The organism is Pseudomonas sp. NPDC089569 (genome assembly GCF_050280625.1).
Classification (GTDB): Bacteria; Pseudomonadota; Gammaproteobacteria; order Pseudomonadales; family Pseudomonadaceae; genus Aquipseudomonas.
Genome location: NZ_JBNNVQ010000029.1, coordinates 22736 through 42447, shown reverse-complemented (window position 1 = coordinate 42447; position 19712 = coordinate 22736). Strand labels below are relative to the sequence as shown.

Annotated in this window: 20 protein-coding genes and 1 pseudogene; 9 read left to right on the top strand and 12 right to left on the bottom strand. The window is 59.7% G+C overall.

Going from position 1 to position 19712, the window contains the following annotated elements:
* The first annotated feature begins 31 nt into the window (after positions 1-31).
* On the top strand, positions 32-757 hold the full coding sequence (locus tag ACQKP2_RS14380) for an MBL fold metallo-hydrolase (protein ID WP_427577311.1): 726 nt from the start codon (positions 32-34) through the stop codon (positions 755-757).
* Between the two features lie 56 nt (positions 758-813).
* Positions 814-1065 (top strand): acyl carrier protein, encoded by a 252-nt coding sequence (locus ACQKP2_RS14375; RefSeq protein WP_427577310.1) that lies wholly within the window; start codon positions 814-816, stop codon positions 1063-1065.
* Positions 1066-1196: 131 nt separating this feature from the next.
* Here the strand turns inward: ACQKP2_RS14375 and ACQKP2_RS14370 are convergent, their stop codons facing one another.
* The 4 genes from ACQKP2_RS14370 to ACQKP2_RS14355 form a co-directional block, all read right to left on the bottom strand.
* Positions 1197-1325 carry a PA1414 family protein gene (locus tag ACQKP2_RS14370; protein ID WP_007914492.1) on the bottom strand — a complete coding sequence of 43 codons (129 nt, stop codon included), beginning with the start codon at positions 1323-1325 and terminating at the stop codon, positions 1197-1199.
* 132 nt (positions 1326-1457) lie between these two features.
* On the bottom strand, positions 1458-2351 hold the full coding sequence (ptrR, locus tag ACQKP2_RS14365; protein ID WP_427577309.1) for a putrescine utilization regulator PtrR: 894 nt from the start codon (positions 2349-2351) through the stop codon (positions 1458-1460).
* A 68-nt stretch (positions 2352-2419) separates the two neighbouring features.
* The gene (locus tag ACQKP2_RS14360) at positions 2420-3352 is read right to left on the bottom strand and encodes a DMT family transporter (RefSeq protein WP_427577307.1); all 933 of its coding nucleotides are present in this window, start codon (positions 3350-3352) and stop codon (positions 2420-2422) included.
* Positions 3353-3552: 200 nt separating this feature from the next.
* Positions 3553-4389 carry a CvfB family protein gene (locus ACQKP2_RS14355; RefSeq protein WP_427577306.1) on the bottom strand — a complete coding sequence of 279 codons (837 nt, stop codon included), beginning with the start codon at positions 4387-4389 and terminating at the stop codon, positions 3553-3555.
* A 327-nt stretch (positions 4390-4716) separates the two neighbouring features.
* Here ACQKP2_RS14355 and ACQKP2_RS14350 point away from each other — a divergent pair, with 327 nt between their 5' ends.
* The 3 genes and pseudogenes from ACQKP2_RS14350 (at position 4717) to ACQKP2_RS14340 (ending at position 6272) form a co-directional block, all read left to right on the top strand.
* Positions 4717-4905 carry a hypothetical protein gene (locus ACQKP2_RS14350; RefSeq protein ID WP_427577304.1) on the top strand — a complete coding sequence of 63 codons (189 nt, stop codon included), beginning with the start codon at positions 4717-4719 and terminating at the stop codon, positions 4903-4905.
* A gap of 291 nt (positions 4906-5196) precedes the next feature.
* Positions 5197-5319 (top strand): annotated as a pseudogene (locus ACQKP2_RS14345) (TorF family putative porin); the annotation flags it as partial.
* An 89-nt stretch (positions 5320-5408) separates the two neighbouring features.
* Positions 5409-6272: a DUF6279 family lipoprotein gene (locus tag ACQKP2_RS14340; protein ID WP_427577324.1), complete on the top strand. Its 864-nt coding sequence runs from the start codon at positions 5409-5411 to the stop codon at positions 6270-6272.
* Between the two features lie 117 nt (positions 6273-6389).
* Here ACQKP2_RS14340 and ACQKP2_RS14335 read toward each other — a convergent pair whose 3' ends face one another.
* The gene (locus tag ACQKP2_RS14335) at positions 6390-6782 is read right to left on the bottom strand and encodes a transcriptional regulator (protein ID WP_427577303.1); all 393 of its coding nucleotides are present in this window, start codon (positions 6780-6782) and stop codon (positions 6390-6392) included.
* Between the two features lie 171 nt (positions 6783-6953).
* Between ACQKP2_RS14335 and ACQKP2_RS14330 the strand changes: the two genes are divergently transcribed.
* Together ACQKP2_RS14330 and ACQKP2_RS14325 are read left to right on the top strand one after the other, a co-directional pair.
* Positions 6954-7688 carry a DUF899 domain-containing protein gene (locus tag ACQKP2_RS14330; RefSeq protein ID WP_427577302.1) on the top strand — a complete coding sequence of 245 codons (735 nt, stop codon included), beginning with the start codon at positions 6954-6956 and terminating at the stop codon, positions 7686-7688.
* A gap of 113 nt (positions 7689-7801) precedes the next feature.
* Positions 7802-8077, top strand: coding sequence for a hypothetical protein (locus ACQKP2_RS14325; protein ID WP_427577301.1), 276 nt, complete (start codon positions 7802-7804; stop codon positions 8075-8077).
* A 62-nt stretch (positions 8078-8139) separates the two neighbouring features.
* Here the strand turns inward: ACQKP2_RS14325 and ACQKP2_RS14320 are convergent, their stop codons facing one another.
* The 5 genes from ACQKP2_RS14320 to ACQKP2_RS14300 all read right to left on the bottom strand — a co-directional run bounded on the left by ACQKP2_RS14320 (position 8140) and on the right by ACQKP2_RS14300 (position 16168).
* Complete coding sequence (locus tag ACQKP2_RS14320; protein WP_427577300.1) at positions 8140-9480, bottom strand: DEAD/DEAH box helicase; 1341 nt, start codon at positions 9478-9480, stop codon at positions 8140-8142.
* A gap of 184 nt (positions 9481-9664) precedes the next feature.
* Entirely contained in the window at positions 9665-12763 is a 3099-nt protein-coding gene (locus tag ACQKP2_RS14315; protein ID WP_427577299.1) for an efflux RND transporter permease subunit, read from the bottom strand.
* On the bottom strand, positions 12760-13923 hold the full coding sequence (locus ACQKP2_RS14310) for an efflux RND transporter periplasmic adaptor subunit (RefSeq protein ID WP_427577298.1): 1164 nt from the start codon (positions 13921-13923) through the stop codon (positions 12760-12762). Before ACQKP2_RS14310 ends, ACQKP2_RS14315 begins: the two co-directional genes overlap by 4 nt.
* Positions 13924-13931: 8 nt before the next feature.
* Positions 13932-15371 (bottom strand): efflux transporter outer membrane subunit, encoded by a 1440-nt coding sequence (locus ACQKP2_RS14305; RefSeq protein ID WP_427577297.1) that lies wholly within the window; start codon positions 15369-15371, stop codon positions 13932-13934.
* A 104-nt stretch (positions 15372-15475) separates the two neighbouring features.
* Positions 15476-16168 carry a response regulator transcription factor gene (locus ACQKP2_RS14300; RefSeq protein WP_427577296.1) on the bottom strand — a complete coding sequence of 231 codons (693 nt, stop codon included), beginning with the start codon at positions 16166-16168 and terminating at the stop codon, positions 15476-15478.
* Between the two features lie 134 nt (positions 16169-16302).
* On the opposite strand from ACQKP2_RS14300, the gene ACQKP2_RS14295 reads away from it, so the two are divergent.
* Both ACQKP2_RS14295 and ACQKP2_RS14290 read left to right on the top strand, forming a co-directional pair.
* The gene (locus tag ACQKP2_RS14295; RefSeq protein WP_427577295.1) at positions 16303-16992 is read left to right on the top strand and encodes a response regulator transcription factor; all 690 of its coding nucleotides are present in this window, start codon (positions 16303-16305) and stop codon (positions 16990-16992) included.
* Complete coding sequence (locus ACQKP2_RS14290; protein ID WP_427577294.1) at positions 16970-18337, top strand: ATP-binding protein; 1368 nt, start codon at positions 16970-16972, stop codon at positions 18335-18337. Before ACQKP2_RS14295 ends, ACQKP2_RS14290 begins: the two co-directional genes overlap by 23 nt.
* A 55-nt stretch (positions 18338-18392) precedes the next feature.
* Here ACQKP2_RS14290 and ACQKP2_RS14285 read toward each other — a convergent pair whose 3' ends face one another.
* Complete coding sequence (locus ACQKP2_RS14285; RefSeq protein WP_427577293.1) at positions 18393-18614, bottom strand: co-regulatory protein PtrA N-terminal domain-containing protein; 222 nt, start codon at positions 18612-18614, stop codon at positions 18393-18395.
* A gap of 154 nt (positions 18615-18768) precedes the next feature.
* Positions 18769-19635, bottom strand: a complete 867-nt coding sequence (locus ACQKP2_RS14280) for a carboxylate/amino acid/amine transporter (RefSeq protein WP_427577291.1) — start codon at positions 19633-19635, stop codon at positions 18769-18771.
* Between the last annotated feature and the right edge of the window lie 77 nt (positions 19636-19712).

Below are 19712 nucleotides of genomic sequence, written 5' to 3'. Positions count from 1 at the left end.
CCCGTTTTTTTCGTCTGGAGAAAACCCCTCGATGAAGATTGTTTCCCGCGATCAATGGTTCGAAGTCAAGCAGCTCAGCGATGGCATCCGCCTAATCCACGAGCCGTACATTCGTCCCTTCTACCGCTGCAACCTGTGGCATGTACAGGGTCGTGACAAGGACCTGTTGCTCGATAGCGGCTCGGGACTGGTGAGCTTGCGCGAGCAGCTGCCATGGATCACCGAACGACCGCTGGTGGCAGTGGCCAGTCATTGCCACTTTGACCACATTGCCGGGCATCACGAATTCCCGGAGCGCCTGGTCCATCCGGCCGAAGCGCAGATCCTCGCCGAACCCGATGGCGAAAACACGCTATCCACCGCGTTCGTCGGTGACGACATGTTCGAAGCCCACCCCGATTGCCCGTTGTGCTACGCCGAATACCGGGTCAAGGCCGCACCGGCCACGGGCATGATCGAAGAAGGAGACGTGCTGGACCTGGGTGACCGGGTACTGCAAGTGCTGCACACACCGGGTCATTCACCGGGAGGCATCAGCCTGTACGAGGCCGCGACCGAGACCCTGTTCAGCGGCGATATCATTTACGACGGCCCGCTGATCGAGGACGCCTACCACTCCAACCTCGATGACTACGCACGCAGCCTGCAGCGCTTGCGCGCCCTGCCGATCCGCACGGTGCACGGTGGACACTTCGGCAGCTTTTCCGGGGAACATCTGCGCCACATGATTGACGAGTGGCAGCGCCGGCACGCCTGAAGCCTGCTGTACTCACCAGAGGGCCAACACAACAACAAAGCCCTCGAAGAATCATCATGAAAAGAGCTGCCGTACGTGCCACCGTGCATCGTTTCATCAGCCGTCTGCTGGAGGGTCAGGATGACTTCGACGACAACACCAGTCTGGTGCAGTTGGGATTGGACAAGGCGGATATCGAGGAACTGATCTTCCATCTGGAAGATGAACTCGGCTTGACGGCGTTCACCGCCGAGGAAGACCGGATGCTCAAGTCGGCCAGAACGGTGAATGACTTGAGCCGGTTCTTGATGGAGATCGGGCGCCACTGACCCTCGGTGGATCAAGATCGCCCAGTGGCGGGTCGAGCCTGTGGCAACTCACGGGACAAGGCAATCGCAGCTCTGGCACAACGCCTGCCGGCCCTGGCCGCGATCGCATGATCCATTCAACCCTCGGCGGGTTACCGGCGACGCTGCTGACGTCGGCGTTGTTCGTCGTCGGTGCGGATTGGCACAGGTTGCAGAGGCGGTTCAATCAAACCGAGTGCGACACCCAGGTCATGCAGCCAGTTCTGGATTTTCTCTTTCATAGTGCCCCCTTCAGGGTAGTGCCGAGCGACCGGAATTCTGTAGTCGCTTCGAACTGATAATAGTCCGAAGTTCTGAGCAATGCTCGCCCTAAGTGGCAATGATCTGTTACTAAATCATTAACAATTCCTGACTCAAGCGATCGCCCGGGCCTGGCTTTGTGCCGGTGGGTAGAGCGCTTGCTGCTCCTCGATCCAAGCATTGAGATTGGCACCAACCATGCCCTTGCGCCACATCAGCCAGGTGGTCGCCGAGGCAAATGGCTCCGCCAATTGATGCACCGCCACGCTTTCACGGCCCGGCAGACTGGCGAGCATCGACTCCGACATCAGCGCCACGCCGGAGCCGGCAATCACACACGCAAGCATCCCCGGATAGGATTCGATCTCCATCGCCCGCCCCATCACCGCTTGATAGTGCGAGAACCAGGACTCAAGACGCATCCGATAGGAGCAACCTTGACGAAACGTGAACACCGAACGCCCTTCCACATCCCGCGCACTGAGCACTGGCGGATGATCGGCTTCGCTGATCAAGACAAAACGCTCCTCACACAACAGAACGCCATCCAGCCCGGCCAGCTCCGGCGGGCCGTCCACCAGCGCCGCATCGAGACGGCCGGTGAGCAGTCCCTCCAGCAACTCGCCACTGGGCCCCGACTGCACCTGCAGGTTCACTGCCGGATAGCGCTTGTGATAACGCGCCAACAGTGCCGGCAGGTGAATGGCGGCCGTGCTGTACATGGTGCCGAGCACAAAATCGCCGGCCGGTTGTCCGCCCTGCACCGCCGCCTGGGCTTCGTCATGCAAGGCGAACAATCTGGCGGTGTAGTCCAGCAGGACCTTTCCAGCAGGCGACAACTGCAGACGCTGACGCTCGCGTACGAACAATTCGACGCCCAACTGTTCTTCAAGCTGCTTGAGCCGTGTCGACAGGTTGGACGGAACCCGATGCAGGCGCTCGGCGGCACGGGTAATGGACGCTTCCTCCGCCACCGCCTGGAAGATTCGCAATTGGCTGAGTTCCACGAACCACTCTCCAAAAATAAACAAGTCACCCAATATTATTCATTTTTGGAGAAAGTCAATCGGCTCGTTCAGGACTGCCCGAGCGCACGGCGCAAACGGCGGCGCACCCATTGTTCTGCGCTGACGAAGGTGATGCCGGACAACACCAGCACCGCACCGATGACAAAGTTCAAGGTCAGCTTTTCGCCCAGCAGAACCACGCCGAACGTCACCCCGAACAACGGCGTCATGAATGAAAAGACCGCCAGGTTGGCCGCCAGGTAACGCCGCAGCAGCCAGAACCAGATCAGGTAGCTGAAGAACGACACCACCACACCCTGGAACAGCACACTGGCCACCGCCACGGTGCTCAGGCTGACATGGGTGATCTGGCCGCTGAGCAACGCGATCAACAGCAGGCCGACAAAACCGACGATCAACTGATAGAACAAGGTCAGAGTCACCGGTGCTTCCGACAAGCGTGAAGCCCGCACCACCACCGTCGTCGCGCCCCAGGCCGCGCCAGCCAGTACGCCGAGCGCATCGCCCATCAACATGCGGTAATCGAGATTGTCCCAGGACATTCCCCCGGCAAAGGCAATCGCGATCCCGACAAAAGCCAGGCATATCCCCAGCCATTGCACGGGCCGCAGGCGCTCACTGGGCAAGAGCCAATGCACGCCCAGTGCGGTGAAGATCGGTGCGGTGTAAAGGAACACGGACATGTGCGCGGCAGTGGTCAACTGCAGGCCTTCGGAAATGAAGAAGAACTCAAGGCCGAACAAGGCGCCGGCCAGCAACCCGCCGCGCCAGGTTTTACCGACCTGGTCCCAGCCGCCCTTCCAGCAGATCAGCAATCCCACCAGCAGTGCCGACATGCCCGAACGTCCGGCCGCTTGCATCACCGGCGCAATGTCGGGCGCGGCCCACTTGATCATCACCTGCTGAATGCCCCAGACAAGGCAAAGTCCCAGCATCACTTGCAGGGCAAATCCATCGGCGCTGCGCCGGGCGGCGCTCACCGGAAAACCTCGAAAACAACAAGACCCATGGCAGTGGCTCGACAGATAAAACAAAGCCCCGACCTGCCTGTTGGACAAACAGGGTCGAGGCGAAAAATTGTGCTGTCGATTATTAACCAGATGGCCAGAAAATGCCGCTTGGCAGAGACCTTTTCATTCCCGCCGGCGTCATCTGGTCGTCTGCATCAGCGGCCTGAAGGTCAGCTCAGTTCTATACGATCAGCGTGAATGACAATCTGTCCGCTCTTGTACAGCGCGCCGATGGCCTTCTTGAAGTTGCCCTTGCTGACGCCGAACATGCTGCTGATCACCGCCGGGTCACTCTTGTCGCTGACCGCCAGGCTGCCGCTGTTCTCGCGTAACTTGGCCAGGATCTTCGAATTGAGGCTGGTGGCCGCGTCCTGACCGACCGGCTGCAGGCTCAGGCTGATCTTGCCGTCGCTGCGAATTTCCTTGATGAAGCCCTTTTCGCGCATGCCGGAGCGCATGAACTTGAAGATTTCATTCTTGTGAATCAGCCCCCAGTGCTTGTTATTGATGATTGCCTTGAAGCCCATGTCAGTGGCTTCGGCAACCAGCAAATCAACTTCCTGACCCTGGGTGTAGTTGGCCGCAGTCTTGTCCAGATAGCGATCCAGACGCGTCGTGGCGGTGATGCGACGGGTGCGTTTGTCGAGATACACGTGCACGACCGCGTATTCGCCGGCCGTCATCTGACGTTTTTCTTCCGAGAACGGCAGCAGCAGATCCTTGGGCAGCCCCCAATCGAGGAACACGCCGATGCTGTTGACTTCAATAACTTTCAGGCTGGCGAATTCACCGACCTGAACTTTTGGTTTTTCAGTCGTCGCGATTAGTTTGTCATCGCTATCCAGATAGATGAAAACATTGAGCCAGTCTTCATCTTCGCTGGGAATATCTTTTGGAATATAACGGTTAGGCAAAAGTATTTCGCCGTCCGCGCCGCCATCCAGATATAAACCGAAGTCTGTGTGTTTAACTACTTGCAAACTGTTGTAACGCCCGACTAAAGCCATGTCCAAAACCCTCATTGCGTGGCGGCATTCTACCCGGTTTTGCCCGATGCGATCCGGCAATGCGGGAAAGGTCCCTGGAGACGTTGATTTTCCCGGTCCTGCACTGGACGGCTACCACTCGTCAGACCGATTCCGGGCCGGCAGCCACCTCCGCCGGAATCCAAACGAGACAATGTTTTTATTTGAAAACAGCGAGTTAGCAGGTCAATTCAATCCTTTAATCGACAATTATCCACCTGCACCGTCAACTATTACCCCGAGTATCGGCCAAGCACCCGCCAAGTGATTGCTGTACGATGCGCGGCCATTTTAATTTCCCACAGGTAAATGGCCGCCATGCGCGTAAAAGCCTCCAACAGCAAAGCAAAGCCAGCCCCAGCCGTCGAAACCAGTGAGTCGATCAACGATCAGATTGCTGCATTCCTCAAGGCCGGCGGTGAAATCCAGCAAATTGCCAAGGGCGTCAGCGGTCAGACATTCGCCCCGTCCAAACAGATCAGCCTGGGCAAGAAGTAAAATCCGGCAACACCTCCGTCCAAAGGCGCTTTGAGCTTCGAAGCGTCTGGGCTGGAACCCCAATCTCCTCCCCATACCCTTATCAATCCCGCAAAAAATCGACGAACGGCCCTCGATGCCGATCATTCGCCGGTATCGTTGCACGCGTCTGGATCAAGCGTTTCAGCAGGCCCGACCTGCCCTCGCTGCTCATGGAGTGACGCAGGCTCAAACCTTCCTGCTCATTACTCATCGGTCTTTTGGCTTCTTCAAATGGCCAACGCGCAAATCATCCAGCGCGAACTCGGTGACCTCGACCTCGACCTGATCTACAGCAACTCCAGCCTCGGCGGGAGCGAATGCGCGGCGTACTCCGGATGCAACAGCCAGTGCGACGGACTGGTCACGCTCGAGGCCGAGCGCACCTTCTATTGATGAGCTGAACCGCGGGGCTGATCCTGCGTTCACATGAATATCAGTTCCCGAAGCCTGGTATTTGCAAGGATGGGTCCATGTCGCACAGCATGTCGCAGTGGTTGAAACGTCTCGCCCTCGTGCTCATCGCCACCCTCGCCCTCGGCGGGTGCAATCGCATGAGCCTGGCCTACCGCAATCTCGACGTCATCATCCCCTGGACGCTCAGCGATTATCTGGACATGAACGGCGAGCAGAAAAGCTGGCTCAATGAACGCCTGAAGGAACACCTGAGCTGGCATTGCACCACGCAAATGCCGGGTTATCTCGACTGGCTCGACCGATTGCAGGCCATGATCGCCACCAACCAGGTCACCGACAGTGCGTTGCAGGCACGCGCAACTGAAGCCAGGCAGGCCATCGCCGAAACAGCAAGGGAAATCACGCCGTCCGCCATTGAATTGCTGCAGGGGCTGGATGACAAACAAGTCGCGCAGATGAACGAAGCCTTCGCCAGGGACCAGCGCGAACACCAGGCGCAATACCTCAAGCCGTCCCTCGATCAGCAGGTCAAGCAACGCAGCGAGCGTATGGAAAAGCGCCTCGGAGACTGGCTCGGGGCACTCAATGCCACTCAGCGACAACGTGTCGTGACATGGTCGAACGCATTGGGTGATCAGAACACGCAATGGATCGCTAACCGCGCCCACTGGCAGAAGCAGTTCAGTGCGGCCGTGTCTCAACGTCACAGCCCGGAGTTTCCCCAACGAATCGAGACGCTTCTGGTCAATCGCGAGAGCCTCTGGTCACCTGCCTACCGCCAGGCCTTCGCCAGGACCGAAGCCCAGGCACGCTCATTGTTCGTGGACTTGATGGCCGAAAGTACGCCGCAGCAACGGCAACGGTTGCAGACGAAGATCGAAGGCGTGAGGAAAGACTTCAGCGATCTCAAGTGCCTGAAAACTGCACACTGACCTGTAGGAGCGAGCATGCTCGCGATGAACGCCAAGGCACCGCGGCCCCTCAGGCTGCAAGCGTTATCGTTAACGACCATCGCGAGCATGCTCGCTCCTACAGGGTTGCGTTTGTCTTCAGGCAATCTGCGCCCTGGAGGCCACGTCATCGAACGTCATTTCATCCAGTGCATCGTTCTGTTCATCCAGTACCTGACGCGGATGCTCATTGCCGGGGATGCTGCTGTCGATCAGGCTCAGCAGGCGCGAGCCTCGCATCGTCAGGATGTAATTGGTGCCGGTGCCGCCCTGATCTTCGGGCCGCGGCTCGATGTAGCCACGCTCCAGCAGTAACTTTTCGTATTCACCGGCCACAGTCTTGAGGTGATCCAGATTCTCGATCGGCTCGCCGGCCGCCGCTTTTTCTGCCGCATGCTGTTCGGCATAGGGCCTTGGCGTAAAGCTGTGGCCAGCACTGTTCTGTACTTCGTGCAGCAAGCGTTCGATCAAATCCCAGTTGTAAGTCGTCATCCTGCCACCTCCGCAGCCCGGGTATGGGCCTTCATAAGTTGTGACCGATGCGCTCGACAGCCGTTCAGCCCGGTTTTTCGCGATTACCGACCGGCGGTATGTCGAGTTGCAGGCAGGTCAAACGACTAGGCTGTGTAAGTCACCTCCCAGCCCACCGCAGGAGAAATCACAATGAATATTCAGAATCATCCCGTCGTGTCCCGGGAAGAATGGCTGGCTGCCCGCAAACAGCACCTGGCCAATGAAAAAGCCTTCACCCGTGAACGGGACAAGCTCAGCGCCGAACGCCGCGCCCTGCCCTGGGTAAAAATCGACAAGGACTACCGCTTCCAGGGTGCCCATGGCGAGCTCAAACTCGCCGACCTGTTTGGCGGCCGCAGCCAGTTGGTCATTTATCACTTCATGTTTGCCAAGGACTGGGACGAGGGTTGCTCCGGCTGTTCGTTCCTGTCCGACCATATCGATGGCGCCAATCAGCACCTGGCTCATCATGACGTGGCCCTGGTGGCGGTTTCCCACGCACCGTTTGCCGAATTCCAGGCATTCAAGCAACGCATGGGCTGGAAATTCGATTGGGTTTCCTCCGCAGGCAGCGATTTCAACTATGACTTTGGCGTAACGGCCAAAGCCGAGGATGTCGCCGCTGGAACGGCTACCTACAACTACGAAAAAACCGATGGCAGCGAGGAAGAACTGCCTGGTCTGAGCGTGTTTTATCGCAATGATGCCGGCGAGATTTTCCACACCTATTCCACTTATGCGCGCGGTCTGGACCTGCTGGTGGGCGCCTACAACTACCTAGACCTGACCCCCAAGGGCCGCAATGAAGAGGAAATCATGGAATGGGTACGGCACCACGACCGCTATGAGACAGGGACAAAATCCAGTTGCTGCCACGGGGAATAACCCGCGTTGCCAGGAGTCGGGCGCCTTGCCGGGTGCCCCGCTTCGCACTGAACTTTTCGGATTCGGCACCCCTCAACCGGTTAACCCGTCGCGACCGGAATTGAGGCCCGCCCATGAAAACCCTGATAACGCTCACCCTCGCCGCCGTCTTCGCCTGTGCCCTCCCCGTCTGGGCCTGCACCCCCGAGGAAGCCACCGCCAAACGCGAACAACTGGCCGGGGAAGTCGCCAAACTCACCGAGCAGAATCCGAAGAAAGCCAAGGAGATCAACGATGAACTGCAGAAGATGGATCTGGGGACTGCCGCCAAGGATCTGCCGGATAAGTGCCAGTTGATCGATCAGCGTTTGAAGGAGTTGGGATCGGCAGAAAAGAAAGCCGAGGGTTAATCGGCCTCCTGCATAAAAAAACCGGACATATGTCCGGTTTCTTTTAAACAAGGCTTGGGCGCTTATTCATCAGCTGCCGGTTGCGGCTTGCGGCGCTTGAGCGGCGCCAGGCCGTCCTTGCTGACCAGCGAATCGCTTTTCGGCCGGTTGGCGCTCTTGCGCTTGGTCGGCGCCTTGGCGAGGGCTTTTTTCTTGTCGCCCTTGGCGTCGGTCTTTTTCTTCTTCGTACCGGCCGCCTTGCCCGAGGCCTTGACCTTCTTTGGTCCGCCGTAGGTGCCTTTGACTTCCTTGATGGTACGGCGCTCGAAACTCTGCTTGAGGTAGCGCTCGATGCTCGACATCAGGTTCCAGTCGCCATGGCAGATCAGCGAGATGGCCAGGCCATCATTGCCGGCACGACCGGTACGACCGATGCGGTGCACGTATTCGTCGCCACTGCGTGGCATATCGAAGTTGATCACTAGGTCCAGGCCATCCACATCCAGGCCACGAGCGGCGACGTCGGTGGCCACGAGGATTTTCACGCCGCCCTGCTTCAAGCGGTCGATGGCCAGTTTGCGATCCTTCTGGTCTTTCTCGCCGTGCAGCACGAACGCCTTGTATTCCTGAGCCACCAGACGGCCGTAGATACGGTCGGCCATGACCCGCGTGTTGGTGAAGATAATGGCCTTCTGGTAAGTCTCGTTGGCCAGCAGCCAGTTCACGATCTGCTCTTTGTGCTGGTTGTGGTCGGCGGTGATGATTTGCTGACGGGTGGTTTCGTTCAACTGGCTGACGGCGTTCAGCTGCAGGTGCTCAGGGTTGTTCAGGACCTTGGCGACCATCTCGCGCAGGCCGGAACCACCGGTGGTGGCCGAGAACAACATGGTCTGCTGACGATTCGGGCATTCGTCCACCAGACGCTGCACATCGTCGGCGAAGCCCATGTCCAGCATGCGGTCGGCTTCGTCGAGCACCAGTACTTCGACGTCTTTCAACTCGAGGTTGCCGGCGTTCAGGTGCTCGATCATCCGGCCCGGCGTACCGATCAGGATGTCCGGAACCTTGCGCAACATCGCGGCCTGTACCTTGAAGTCTTCACCACCGGTGATCAGGCCGGACTTGATGAAGGTGAACTGCGAGAAACGTTCGACTTCCTTCAGGGTCTGTTGGGCCAGTTCGCGGGTCGGCAGCAGGATCAGGGTCTTGATGCTGACACGGATCTTGGCCGGGCCGATCAGGCGATTGAGGATCGGCAAAACGAACGCAGCGGTTTTGCCGCTGCCGGTTTGCGCCGTCACCCGCAGGTCACGCCCCTGGAGCGCCAGCGGAATGGCCGCTGCTTGCACAGGCGTTGGCTCGACAAATTTCAGCTCGGCCACGGCTTTGAGCAGGCGTTCGTGCAGGGCGAATTGGGAAAACACGGGTGCTACCTCGAAGATATGCAAAAAATCAGCTGCATAGGTTACCGGTTTCGAGCGCCAAGGCCGAGTTTCTTTATGCAATCGGCAGTAAACATTGGCTTTTTTTTGCCTGAACGGCCTGCAAACCCGGCAAAAAGCGGCTTGCAGGCGTTGCAGGCCAGCGCTCCTGCGTAACACGCAGCATTTACACAGTTCCGCCCTCGGCCTCCGGTGCAGGATGTCTGTTCCCGCCCAAGGACTGTTGCAGCCGCTCGAACCAGAGATAAATGACCGGCGTCGAATAAAGCGTCAGCACCAGCGAGACCATCAACCCGCCCACGATGGCAATACCCAGGGGCTGGCGCAGCTCCGCCCCTGCACCATGGCCGAATGCCAGCGGAACGGCACCCAATACGGCAGCCAGCGAAGTCATCAGGATTGGCCGCAGCCGTAGCAGGCATGCCTCTCTGACCGCTTCTGCCGGTTCAAGCCCGCGACCACGGGCGTCGAGCGTGAAGTCCACAATCATGATCGCGTTCTTTTTCACGATACCGATCAGCAGAATGATGCCGATCATCGCCAATATCGAAAGATCCATGCCGCTCAACCACAGCGCGATCAAGGCTCCGAATCCCGCAGACGGCAACGTCGAGATGATCGTCAGCGGGTGGATGGCGTTTTCATAGAGCAAGGCCAGGATCACATAGACGGTCAGGATGGCCGCCAGAATGAGCCACGGTTGGGATTTCATTGCATCCTGAAACGCCTGGGCCGTGCCCTGGAAAGTCCCCTGAACAGTGTCCGGCATCCCCACCCGCGCAGCCGCCTGGTTGACGGCATCGACGGCATCACTGAGCGCCATGCCCGGCGCCAGGTCGAACGACAGCGTTATGGAGGGAAACACGCCCTGATGGTTGATGACCACCGGCACCAGTTCCTGCCTGACCTGAGCCAGCATGTTCAATGGCACCCGATCGCCGCTGTTTGAACGGACATACAGGTGTTCAAGCGTCGACAGCGACGCCTGCCAGCGAGGATCGAGCTCGAGTATCACGTGGTTCTGATCGAGCTGCGTGAACATCGTCGCAATCTGCCGCTGCCCAAAGGCGTCATACAGCACATCGTCAATCGAACTCACGGTCACACCCAGACGTGCCGCCGATGCCCGGTCGATGACCAGTGTGGCCTGCGCCATACCCTGCTGCTGATCGGAGGTGACGTGTTGCAACTGCGAAAGCTTCTGCATTTCCTTGAGCAGCTTTCCCGCCCATTGATCGAGCTCGGCGGAGTTGGAGTCCTGCAAGGTGTATTGGTACTGGGTCTTGCTGGCCCGCCCGCCGAACTGGAGATCCTGGTTGGGTTGCATGAACAGCCGGATACCGGGGATTTTGCCCAATGGCGCCTGCAGCCGGTTGATGACCTGTCGTGCTGAATCCTTGCGCGCCTCGAACGGCTTCAGGCTGATGGCCATTTTGGCCTGGCTGACCGTCGGGTTCGGCCCTACCCAGTAATAGACTTTGTCGACGGCCGGATCCTGGCGCACGATCTCCGCCAGCATGCCCACCTTTTCCCGCATGGTTGCCGGGGACGTGTCCGGCGCCGCTTCGGCAATGGCGGTGATCATCCCCGTGTCCTGCTCCGGAAAGAATCCCTTGGGAATGCTGCTGAACAGCACGCCTGTGGCCACCACGGTCGTCAACATGACCGCCAGGGCGATGCGCTGGTGATTCAAGACCCAATCCAGCGACTGTCGGTAGCCGCGCTCGATGGCCTCGAAGCACGCCTCGCACACACTGGCGAAACGCCCTTGCGGCAAATCGTGGGCATGCGGCTTGAGCAACCACGCGCAGAGCATGGGCGTCACGGTAAGCGAGATTACACAGGAGACGGCGACAGCAACGCTCACCGTGACCGCAAACTCACTCATCAGCCTGCCGACAATGCCGCTCATGAGCAGGATGGGAAGAAACACGGCAATCAATGAAACGGTCATGGACACAATCGTCATCGCGACTTCGGCCAGACCGTCAAGCGCCGCCTGTTGACGGGATTTGCCAAGCTCCAGGTGACGGACAATGTTCTCCATCATGACGATGGCATCGTCGACGACGAAACCGACCGCGATCGCCAGCCCCATGATCGACAGGTTATCCAGGCTGTACCCGAGCAGATACATCACCGCGAAAGTTGCCGCCAGCGACAAGGGTATGGTCAACGCCGGGATCAGGGTTGCCACGGTGTTGCGCAGGAACAGAAAGATCACCAGCACGACAAGACCGATCGTCAGCAACAGGGTGAACTGCACGTCATCCACGGAAGCCTTGATGGTTTGCGTCCGATCCCCCGCGATATGCACCTGCACATCCGCCGGCAACTGGGCCATCAATGCCGGCAACCGGGCGTTGATGCTTTGAATCGTGGCGAGCACGTTGTAACCCGGCTGCTTGTGAATATCGGCAATCACCGTCGGCTCACCATTGAGAGCGGCGAATTGTTGTGTATCCTCCGCGCCGGCAACGACCTCGCCGAGATCGCTCAAGCGAATCGGCACACCGCTCCGGTACGCAACGACCTGGTCGCGATACTGCTGAACGTCCAACAACTGATCCGTTGCCCCCAGGCTGATGGAACGTGCGGGGCCATCGAGTTTTCCCTTCGGCTGATCGAGGGTGCTGATCCCGATGATCGACCGGACGTCCTCCAGGGTCAGCCCTCTGGCCGCCAGGCGATCCGGGTCGATTCGCACCCGAACCGCCGGTTTCTGTTCGCCATGGAAGTCAATCATCCCGACACCCGGGATCTGCGAAAGCTGCTGCGCAATGTAGTTGTCAACGTAACGGTCCAGCTCCGGCAAGGTACGCACCGGGGACGTCAGCGCGATCGACAGAACGGTTGCCTCCGACGGATTGACCTTGTTGAGCGTCGGACGTGTCGTCATGGTCGTCGGCAGGTTGGACGATGCCGTGTTGATCGCCGCCTGGACGTCCTGGGCCGCACCATCGATGTCCCGCGCCAAATCGAACTGCAACACGATCTGTGTCTTGCCGGCGGCATTGGTCGAGGTCATCGAGGTGACCTGCGGCACCGTTGCAAAAGCCCTTTCCAAAGGCGTCGCGACCGAAGTAGCCATGGTCTCGGCGTTGGCGCCGGATAGCACGGCCGTCACCTGGATCGTCGGGAAGTCGACGGTCGGAAGCGCCGCCACCGGCAATCTGAAATAGGCCGCCGTACCCAGCAACAGAACGGCCACGGCGAGGACGCTCAGGCCCACGCGCCGGGGAATCAATCCCAGTAAAAACTTCATGGCCGGGCCTCCGTCGCCGCGACCGTTTGCTGCCCGGCCTCGACAACCTTCATCCCCGGCGCAACCCTTGACTGGCCCTGGGTAATCACTTTTTCACCGAGGGTCACGCCGTCGCGGACCCATTGCTCACCGGCAACGACCACGTTCGATGCATCGACCTGGCGGGTCTCGACCCGTTGCTGGTCGTTGACCACGTACACATAGTTACCCTCCCGCCCCATTTGCACTGCACTGGCGGGTACGACGGTGGCGCCTTGCCGGGTGTCGACCAGCAGGCGGGTACTGACCAGTTGGCCAGGCCACAGCCGCTGACCCGCATTGTCGAATCGGGCCTTGAGCAGGACCTGTCCGCTGGCCGTCGCCACCTGACTGTCGATGAACGCGAGTTTGCCGCGGGCGATTTCCTGCTGCCCGTCACGGCTCATGGCGACGACCTCCAACGGCGCCGTTGCCTGATGTTCGAGGATGGCGGGCAACTCGTCCTGGGACACCGAGAACGAGACCGAGATAGGGTCCATCTGCGTCAGTGTGACCAGCCCCGTTGCCTCGCTGCCATGGACGATCGAGCCGACGTCCAGTTGGCGCTGGCCCGTTCGGCCTGCGAATGGCGCCCGAATCTCGGTAAAGGAAAGCTGCAATCGTGCGCTGTCCAGTGATGCCTGATCGGCGCGAAGAGTCGCCTGTTGCGCCGCCAGTTGCGCCTGATAGGTGTCGACATCCTGTGTCGGGCCAGCCTTGGCCTCGGCCAGTTTCCTGGCCCGGTCAAGATTGACTTTCAGGTTGGTCAGTTGCGCCTGGTCGCGTGCGACCACCGCTTCTGCCTGCGCCAGTTGGGCTTTGTAGGTTCTGGAATCGATCGAGGCCAACAGGGCGTTGGCTTTCACCGTCTGCCCTTCTTCAAAATGGATATCGGTCAGTTCACCGTCCGCACGCACACGAACATTCACCGTGTTGAGTGCCTGAACATTGCCGATCGACGACAGCCAGACCGGCATATTGCGTTGCGTGACCAGGGCCGTCTGCACAGGCACGGACGCTGACACGGCCACCGGTCGAGCGGCGGCGGGTGCAGGTTTTTCGTAGCAGACAAACCCTGTCACCAACGCTGCGAAGCCGACAGCCGTCAGCCCCAGGCGTCGACGCATACGGGACGGATTCATGTTGAAGCTCATCGTGTTGCCTCCATTTTTTGAGCGAGCGGCACCTGGGTGTTGTTGGCCATAACGTTCGCTGACGATCGTTCGAAATCCCCGCCCAGCGCCCTGAACAATCCGACCGCCGCCTGAATGTGCTGCAAGCGGACCTGCAGCAGCGTGTCCTCGGCCTGGAACTGGGTACGCTGGGCAATCAACAGTGTCTGGAAGTCTGTGGAGCCAAGCCGGTAGCGCACCTGCGCCAGATGGGAGGCTTCGCGCGCCGAGGCCACGGCCGAGGCATTGAGCGAGTAGCTCTTGTCCAATTGCTGCGTGGCGCTGATCTGGGTCTGTACGTCTTGAAGGGCTTCAATCCAGAGCTCCCGGTAGGTCGCCAGCATTTCCTGGGCACGGGATTTCGCCACGGTCAGCTGCCCCGTGAGCAATCCGCCGGAAAACAACGGCTGACCGAGTGTTCCCACAGCACTCCACAACGTGCCGCCGCCCAGGGTGTCCACCCCGCCCAGCAGGTTCAGCGAGAGGTTGGGCAGAAAGGCCGCCCGCGCCGCGCCGATATCAAAATTGGCTGACTTCAAACGGGCTTCGGCAGCCTGGATATCCGGTCGCTGGGAGAGCAGATCCATCGGCAGGCCCGTCGCGGGAACGGGCGCGACGACTTTGTCCAACTGGGCACTCTGTATGGAAAAACCTTGTGCAGGGGCGCCGACCAGTACGGCGAGTTGGTACAGCGATTGGTCTCGTTGCTGCTGCAGGGTCGGTACGGCGGCCTGGAAGGTTTGCAGGGTATTGCGTTGCTGTGCGACCTCAAGATCGGAGGCCGCGCCAAGATTGGCCTGGACCTGAACCAGGTCGAGCACCTGCTGTGCATCGTTGGCAATCGCTTGTGCGAGCTTGATTCGTTCATCCAGCGACAGCACCTGGAAATAGGTACTGGCGATGTTGGCAGCCAGCGTCATTCGCACTGTCTGCGCGTCGAAGGCACTGGCGTCTACCAGCTCCCCGGCGGAGTCTGCCGTGGCCTTGTTCTTGCCCCAGAAATCGATCTCGTAAGTGGCGCCAACCGACAGACTCCCCTTCGCCGTCGTGGAGTAGTTGTTCTGGCGCTGGAAGTTGCCATCCAGGCTGAACTGCGGAAACCGCGCGGCCCCGGCGGCGACCGCACTGCCTTGTGCCTGATGGACGCGCTCGACGGCGGCGGCCAGCGTGTAATTGCCGTGCAACCCTCGTTGAATCAGCTCGTCGAGTTCGGGGTCGTGGAATTCCTTCCACCATTGGCCACCTCGCGCCAGCGAGTGCTGTGCACTTTCGTCGCCAGCCCACCGGGCCGCCCCCGGATCGACCGGCGCATTGAAGGCAGGGACAAACGAGCAGCCGGCAAGCGACAGCAGGGCGCCGCATGACAGTGCTCGCAAAATAGGGAAAAGCGAGCGGTTGGCCCGCAACGCGAAAGGCATGGGAAAGCGTCTCCGTCAGACCCGGATGGGTCAGTTGTCCGTCTATGAACAACAAGGTACGCAGCGCTCTCTGGCAGGCCGTTCGCCAGAAAATAAACTAAATGTTAGCTAGCCACCTGACCTTCACCCTCCAGGATGTAGCCGGCGCCGGTGATGGTTCGAATCAGGGAATGCTCGAAACCTTCATCCAGCTTTCGACGCAACCGGTAGATGTGTTTGTCGATGACGTTATCGTTAGGGTCGAAATGGTAGTCCCAGGCGCTTTCGAGCAGCATGTCGCGGGTCACCAGTTGACCACTGTGGCGCATCAATTTGGCCAGCAACAAGGTCTCCCGGTACTGCAACTGGACAACCCTGCTGCCGCGCCGGGCTTGTCGCGTACCGCAGTCCAGCTCCAGCCCCGGCACGCTCAACGACTCCCCCGGGGCGGGCGTCAGGCCCGCTGTACGCAACAACGCATTGAGGCGGGCGAGCACCTCGACAAAGGCATAGGGTTTGGTGAGGTAGTCATCGCATCCGGCCTGCAACCCTTCGACTCGCTGCTCGGTGCTGGCCAGCGCGCTGCACATCAGGACCGGCAGGTACTCGCCCTCGCGGCGAAGCCGGCGCACCAGTTCCAGACCATCGAGCCCTGGCAGTTTGCGGTCGACAATCATGGCGTCGTAGATGCCTTCCCGGGCCATGTCCAGCCCCAGGACCCCGTTATCGGCAATGTCCGCAACATGACCGGTTTCAGCCAGGCCCCGCTGCAGATAGTTGGCCGCCACCGCATCATCTTCCACGATCAGTATTCGCATTTCTCACTTCCCTGAAGCAGATAAACTTTAGTTTAGCGAGCGGCGACCTTGGTGTTCCCCACGCAGCGTCACACTATGCCCTGGCGGATGTGAATCCGGCGTGATAGTGCGCAACGTCCCAACGAGAGAAAGTCATGACCCATGTATTGGTCGTCGAAGACGACACGGCAACTGCCAGCGAGATCGAAGCGGCCCTGCAAGACCATGGATTCAAGGTCACGCTCGCCAGCGATGGACGAGAAGGAATCATCAAGGCCCTGAGTAGCGGTTTCGACCTCATCGTACTCGACCGCATGCTGCCGCAGGTCGATGGCCTGGGCGTCCTGACCTCCATTCGCGCCGCCGGAAACACCACCCCCGTTCTGGTCCTCAGTGCCCTGGGCTCGCTTGACGAACGCGTTCGCGGGTTGCAAGCCGGAGGTGATGACTACCTGACCAAACCGTTCGAGTTCATTGAGCTGACGGCACGCCTGGACGCCCTGCTGCGCCGTGGCCAGGCTCAGCGCCCTGTCGAGCAGAACAATCAGTTGAAGATAGGCGACCTGGTCATCGACCAATTGCGCCGAACCGTTCAACGAGGTGAGCGCAAAATCACCCTGTTGCCCAGGGAGTATGCCCTGCTCCATTACCTGGCCGAGCATGCAGACGAAATGGTGACCCGCACCATGTTGTTCGAAGCCGTCTGGGATTACGCCTACGACGAGCGAACCAATGTCATCGAGGTTCACATCGGCCGGCTTCGGCGAAAACTGGATGCTGAAGGCGAGACCCCGCTGCTTCAGACGATTCGGGGAGCAGGCTATGTCCTCCGTACGCCTCAGTGACATTCCGCGCACCAGCGGGTTCAGGGTCGGGCTGGTATTCCTGGCGCTTTTCGGCGTGTCGTTTTCCGGATTGTCCGGCTACACCTATTGGAAAACCGCGATCTATCTCAAGCAGGAGGTCGACGCCAACCTCTACCGGCAGGTGGACAGCCGTACTGGCCAGCCTGCGGCCTTGCGCCTGCAGGAAATACGCAAACACGCTGACCAGGATCACGAAGGGCGAGTCCCCCACACCCTTTTCGCCGAGGACGGCAGCGTGCTTGCAGGCGCGCTGCAAGCATTGCCGCCCGGTGAGAAATTCGACATTCCTCGGGAATTCCGCTGGGACAAACCCGGCGGCGGGCATCGTCCGATCCGCTTCATCAAACACCGATTGGAAGACGGCACGCTGCTGGTCGTCGCCCAGGACGTTTATGACCTGCTGGAGTTCGACGAACTGCTGGTACACGCCCTGGTCTCCGGCGGGATAGTGTTTTTGCTGGTGGGCCTGGTGGGGGCGTTCTGGCTCGGAAACTCCACACGTGTTCGGCTCAATGCCTTGAGCGAGGCCATCAAGCGGATTGTCGAAGGCGACCTGAGCCGGCGGCTGCCGGTCAAAGGCAGCTACGACGACATCGACCGGATTGCCACCGTCGTCAACGGAATGCTCGACGAGCTCGAACGGCTCATGAGTGAAGTCAAGGGGGTTTGCGATGATATTGCCCACGACCTCAGAACCCCGCTCACCCGCCTGATCGCCAGGCTCGAACGCGCGCAACGCCGAGGTCTTCAAGCAGAAGAATATGCACAGACGCTGGACGCGGCGCTCGACGATGCCAAGGGATTGCTCTCTACCTTCAGGGCATTGCTACGGATATCGGAAATCGAGGATAGCGTTCGCCGCAGCCATTTCGCGGCGGTGGATCTGAACCGGATTGGTTGGGATGCGGTGGAGCTGTTCGAACCGCTCGCGGAGGAGCGCGGCATAACGGTCCAGATGATCGAAAGCACGCGACCGGCCACGATAGCCGGCGATCCCCAGCTTCTGTTCGACGCCACCTGCAACCTGCTCGATAACGCCATCAAGTTTTCACCCGATCATTCAACAGTGACGGTCCAGGTGAGCGAAGCCGAGAGAAGAGTGACGCTGACGGTTGCCGACCAGGGCCCGGGGATTCCCGAGGCAGAGCGCGATGCCGTGTTCCGTCGCCTGTATCGCTCCGAAAGCAGCCGTCACACGGTTGGCAATGGCCTTGGACTGAGCCTGGTGGCGGCCGTCAGCCGACTCCACGACCTGAAACTGGAAGTCGACGATGCCAGGCCTGGCTGCATCATCAGAATCAGCGGGGCCGAGCTGATCGGTTGATCATCGAGGAGCCGGGCCTTATGGCTTCGGCTCCCTCGGCACCGCTTTACGGCGCTCAACTGTGACCCTGGTCCTGATCGGCACCGGGCTGTTCTGCCTTGTGCGATGAAGCAGCCATCGCCGCGCGCTCTTTAATTTCCTGGCGATAATGCTCCATGGTTTTCTGGGTCGCTTCATCGGCGCGGGCGGCGACGATGTCGCCACCGCTGTCGGCAAAAGCGGCCAGCGAACTCACCAGCAAGGAGGCCAGAATCATACCTTCGATCGTCTTTTTCATTTGAATATCCTGCGATTGGTTGGGACCCACCGGGTCATCGTTGTTCAGCGATGACTAGGTTACGTCTGCCCTGCTCACAGGCTTTTCGCCGCATCTTAAAATCCCTGACAGCTTTGGCCCTTCAAGGCATGACGCGGCAAATTCATTGCCGCTGTCAGTGAACGGTCAGGGGCCTGCGTACGCCCAACCGACTGATCCATACCGCCAGCAAAATCACGCTGCCACCGAGCACCAGCCGCCCCAGTTCCTCATGCTGGTTCCAGATCAACAGATTGATCAGCAGTCCCACCGGTACATGCAGGTTGTTCATCACGGCCAGTGTTCCACCATTGACCAGGCAGGCGCCTTTGTTCCACCAGTACAGCCCCAGCGCCGTCGAGATCAGGCCGAGGAACACCAGCACACCCCATTGCAACGGCGCTTCGGGCAAGAAGTTCTGCTTGCCGAACAGCAGGAACGCCGGCAATGCCACCGCCAGTGCGCCCAGGTAGAAATAGCCAAAGCGCCGGTAATGCGGCAGGTCGCTGGGATGGCGCGCCACCAGATGCTTGTAGAGCACCTGTCCGGCCGCATAGGTGAAGTTGGCCAGTTGCAGCAGCAGGAACCCCATGAAGAAGTCCGGGTTGATCCGGTCATAACGGATCACCGCCGCGCCTGCCACCGCCACCAGTGCCGCGATCAAGGCCCAGGGATTGAAACGGCGATTCAGCGCATCTTCAATCAGCGTCACATGCAAGGGCGTGAGAATGGTGAACAGCAAGACTTCCGGCACCGTCAGTACACGGAAGCTCAAGTACAGGCAGACGTAAGTCACACCGAACTGCAAGGCGCCGATCAGCAGCATGCCGCGCATGAAGGCCGGCTCCACCGAGCGCCAGCGTGTCAGCGGAATGAACACCAGCCCCGCCAGCAATACGCGCACCAGCACCGCGAAGTAGCTGTCGACATGACCGGCCAGGTACTCGCCGATCAGACTGAAGGAAAACGCCTGGATCAGCGTGACAAAAAGTAGATAGCCCATGTTCGCCTCGATTTCGAATGGCGGCGACGATAGCGGGTTTTGACGTTGATCGCGAACTGCCAATCACTGCAAAAACC

Excerpts from the sequence above, each read along its gene's own strand:
- ACQKP2_RS14335 (WP_427577303.1), bottom strand. The coding sequence starts at position 6,782 with ATGACGACTTACAACTGGGATTTGATCGAACGCTTGCTGCACGAAGTA.
- ACQKP2_RS14380 (WP_427577311.1), top strand. The coding sequence starts at position 32 with ATGAAGATTGTTTCCCGCGATCAATGGTTCGAAGTCAAGCAGCTCAGC.
- ACQKP2_RS14280 (WP_427577291.1), bottom strand. The coding sequence starts at position 19,635 with ATGGGCTATCTACTTTTTGTCACGCTGATCCAGGCGTTTTCCTTCAGT.
- ACQKP2_RS14355 (WP_427577306.1), bottom strand. The coding sequence starts at position 4,389 with ATGGCTTTAGTCGGGCGTTACAACAGTTTGCAAGTAGTTAAACACACA.
- ACQKP2_RS14340 (WP_427577324.1), top strand. The coding sequence starts at position 5,409 with ATGTCGCAGTGGTTGAAACGTCTCGCCCTCGTGCTCATCGCCACCCTC.
- ACQKP2_RS14305 (WP_427577297.1), bottom strand. The coding sequence starts at position 15,371 with ATGCCTTTCGCGTTGCGGGCCAACCGCTCGCTTTTCCCTATTTTGCGA.
- ACQKP2_RS14295 (WP_427577295.1), top strand. The coding sequence starts at position 16,303 with ATGACCCATGTATTGGTCGTCGAAGACGACACGGCAACTGCCAGCGAG.
- ACQKP2_RS14290 (WP_427577294.1), top strand. The coding sequence starts at position 16,970 with ATGTCCTCCGTACGCCTCAGTGACATTCCGCGCACCAGCGGGTTCAGG.
- ACQKP2_RS14350 (WP_427577304.1), top strand. The coding sequence starts at position 4,717 with ATGGCCGCCATGCGCGTAAAAGCCTCCAACAGCAAAGCAAAGCCAGCC.
- ACQKP2_RS14330 (WP_427577302.1), top strand. The coding sequence starts at position 6,954 with ATGAATATTCAGAATCATCCCGTCGTGTCCCGGGAAGAATGGCTGGCT.
- ACQKP2_RS14315 (WP_427577299.1), bottom strand. The coding sequence starts at position 12,763 with ATGAAGTTTTTACTGGGATTGATTCCCCGGCGCGTGGGCCTGAGCGTC.
- ACQKP2_RS14300 (WP_427577296.1), bottom strand. The coding sequence starts at position 16,168 with ATGCGAATACTGATCGTGGAAGATGATGCGGTGGCGGCCAACTATCTG.
- ACQKP2_RS14285 (WP_427577293.1), bottom strand. The coding sequence starts at position 18,614 with ATGAAAAAGACGATCGAAGGTATGATTCTGGCCTCCTTGCTGGTGAGT.
- ACQKP2_RS14325 (WP_427577301.1), top strand. The coding sequence starts at position 7,802 with ATGAAAACCCTGATAACGCTCACCCTCGCCGCCGTCTTCGCCTGTGCC.
- ACQKP2_RS14370 (WP_007914492.1), bottom strand. The coding sequence starts at position 1,325 with ATGAAAGAGAAAATCCAGAACTGGCTGCATGACCTGGGTGTCGCACTC.
- ACQKP2_RS14310 (WP_427577298.1), bottom strand. The coding sequence starts at position 13,923 with ATGAATCCGTCCCGTATGCGTCGACGCCTGGGGCTGACGGCTGTCGGC.
- ACQKP2_RS14375 (WP_427577310.1), top strand. The coding sequence starts at position 814 with ATGAAAAGAGCTGCCGTACGTGCCACCGTGCATCGTTTCATCAGCCGT.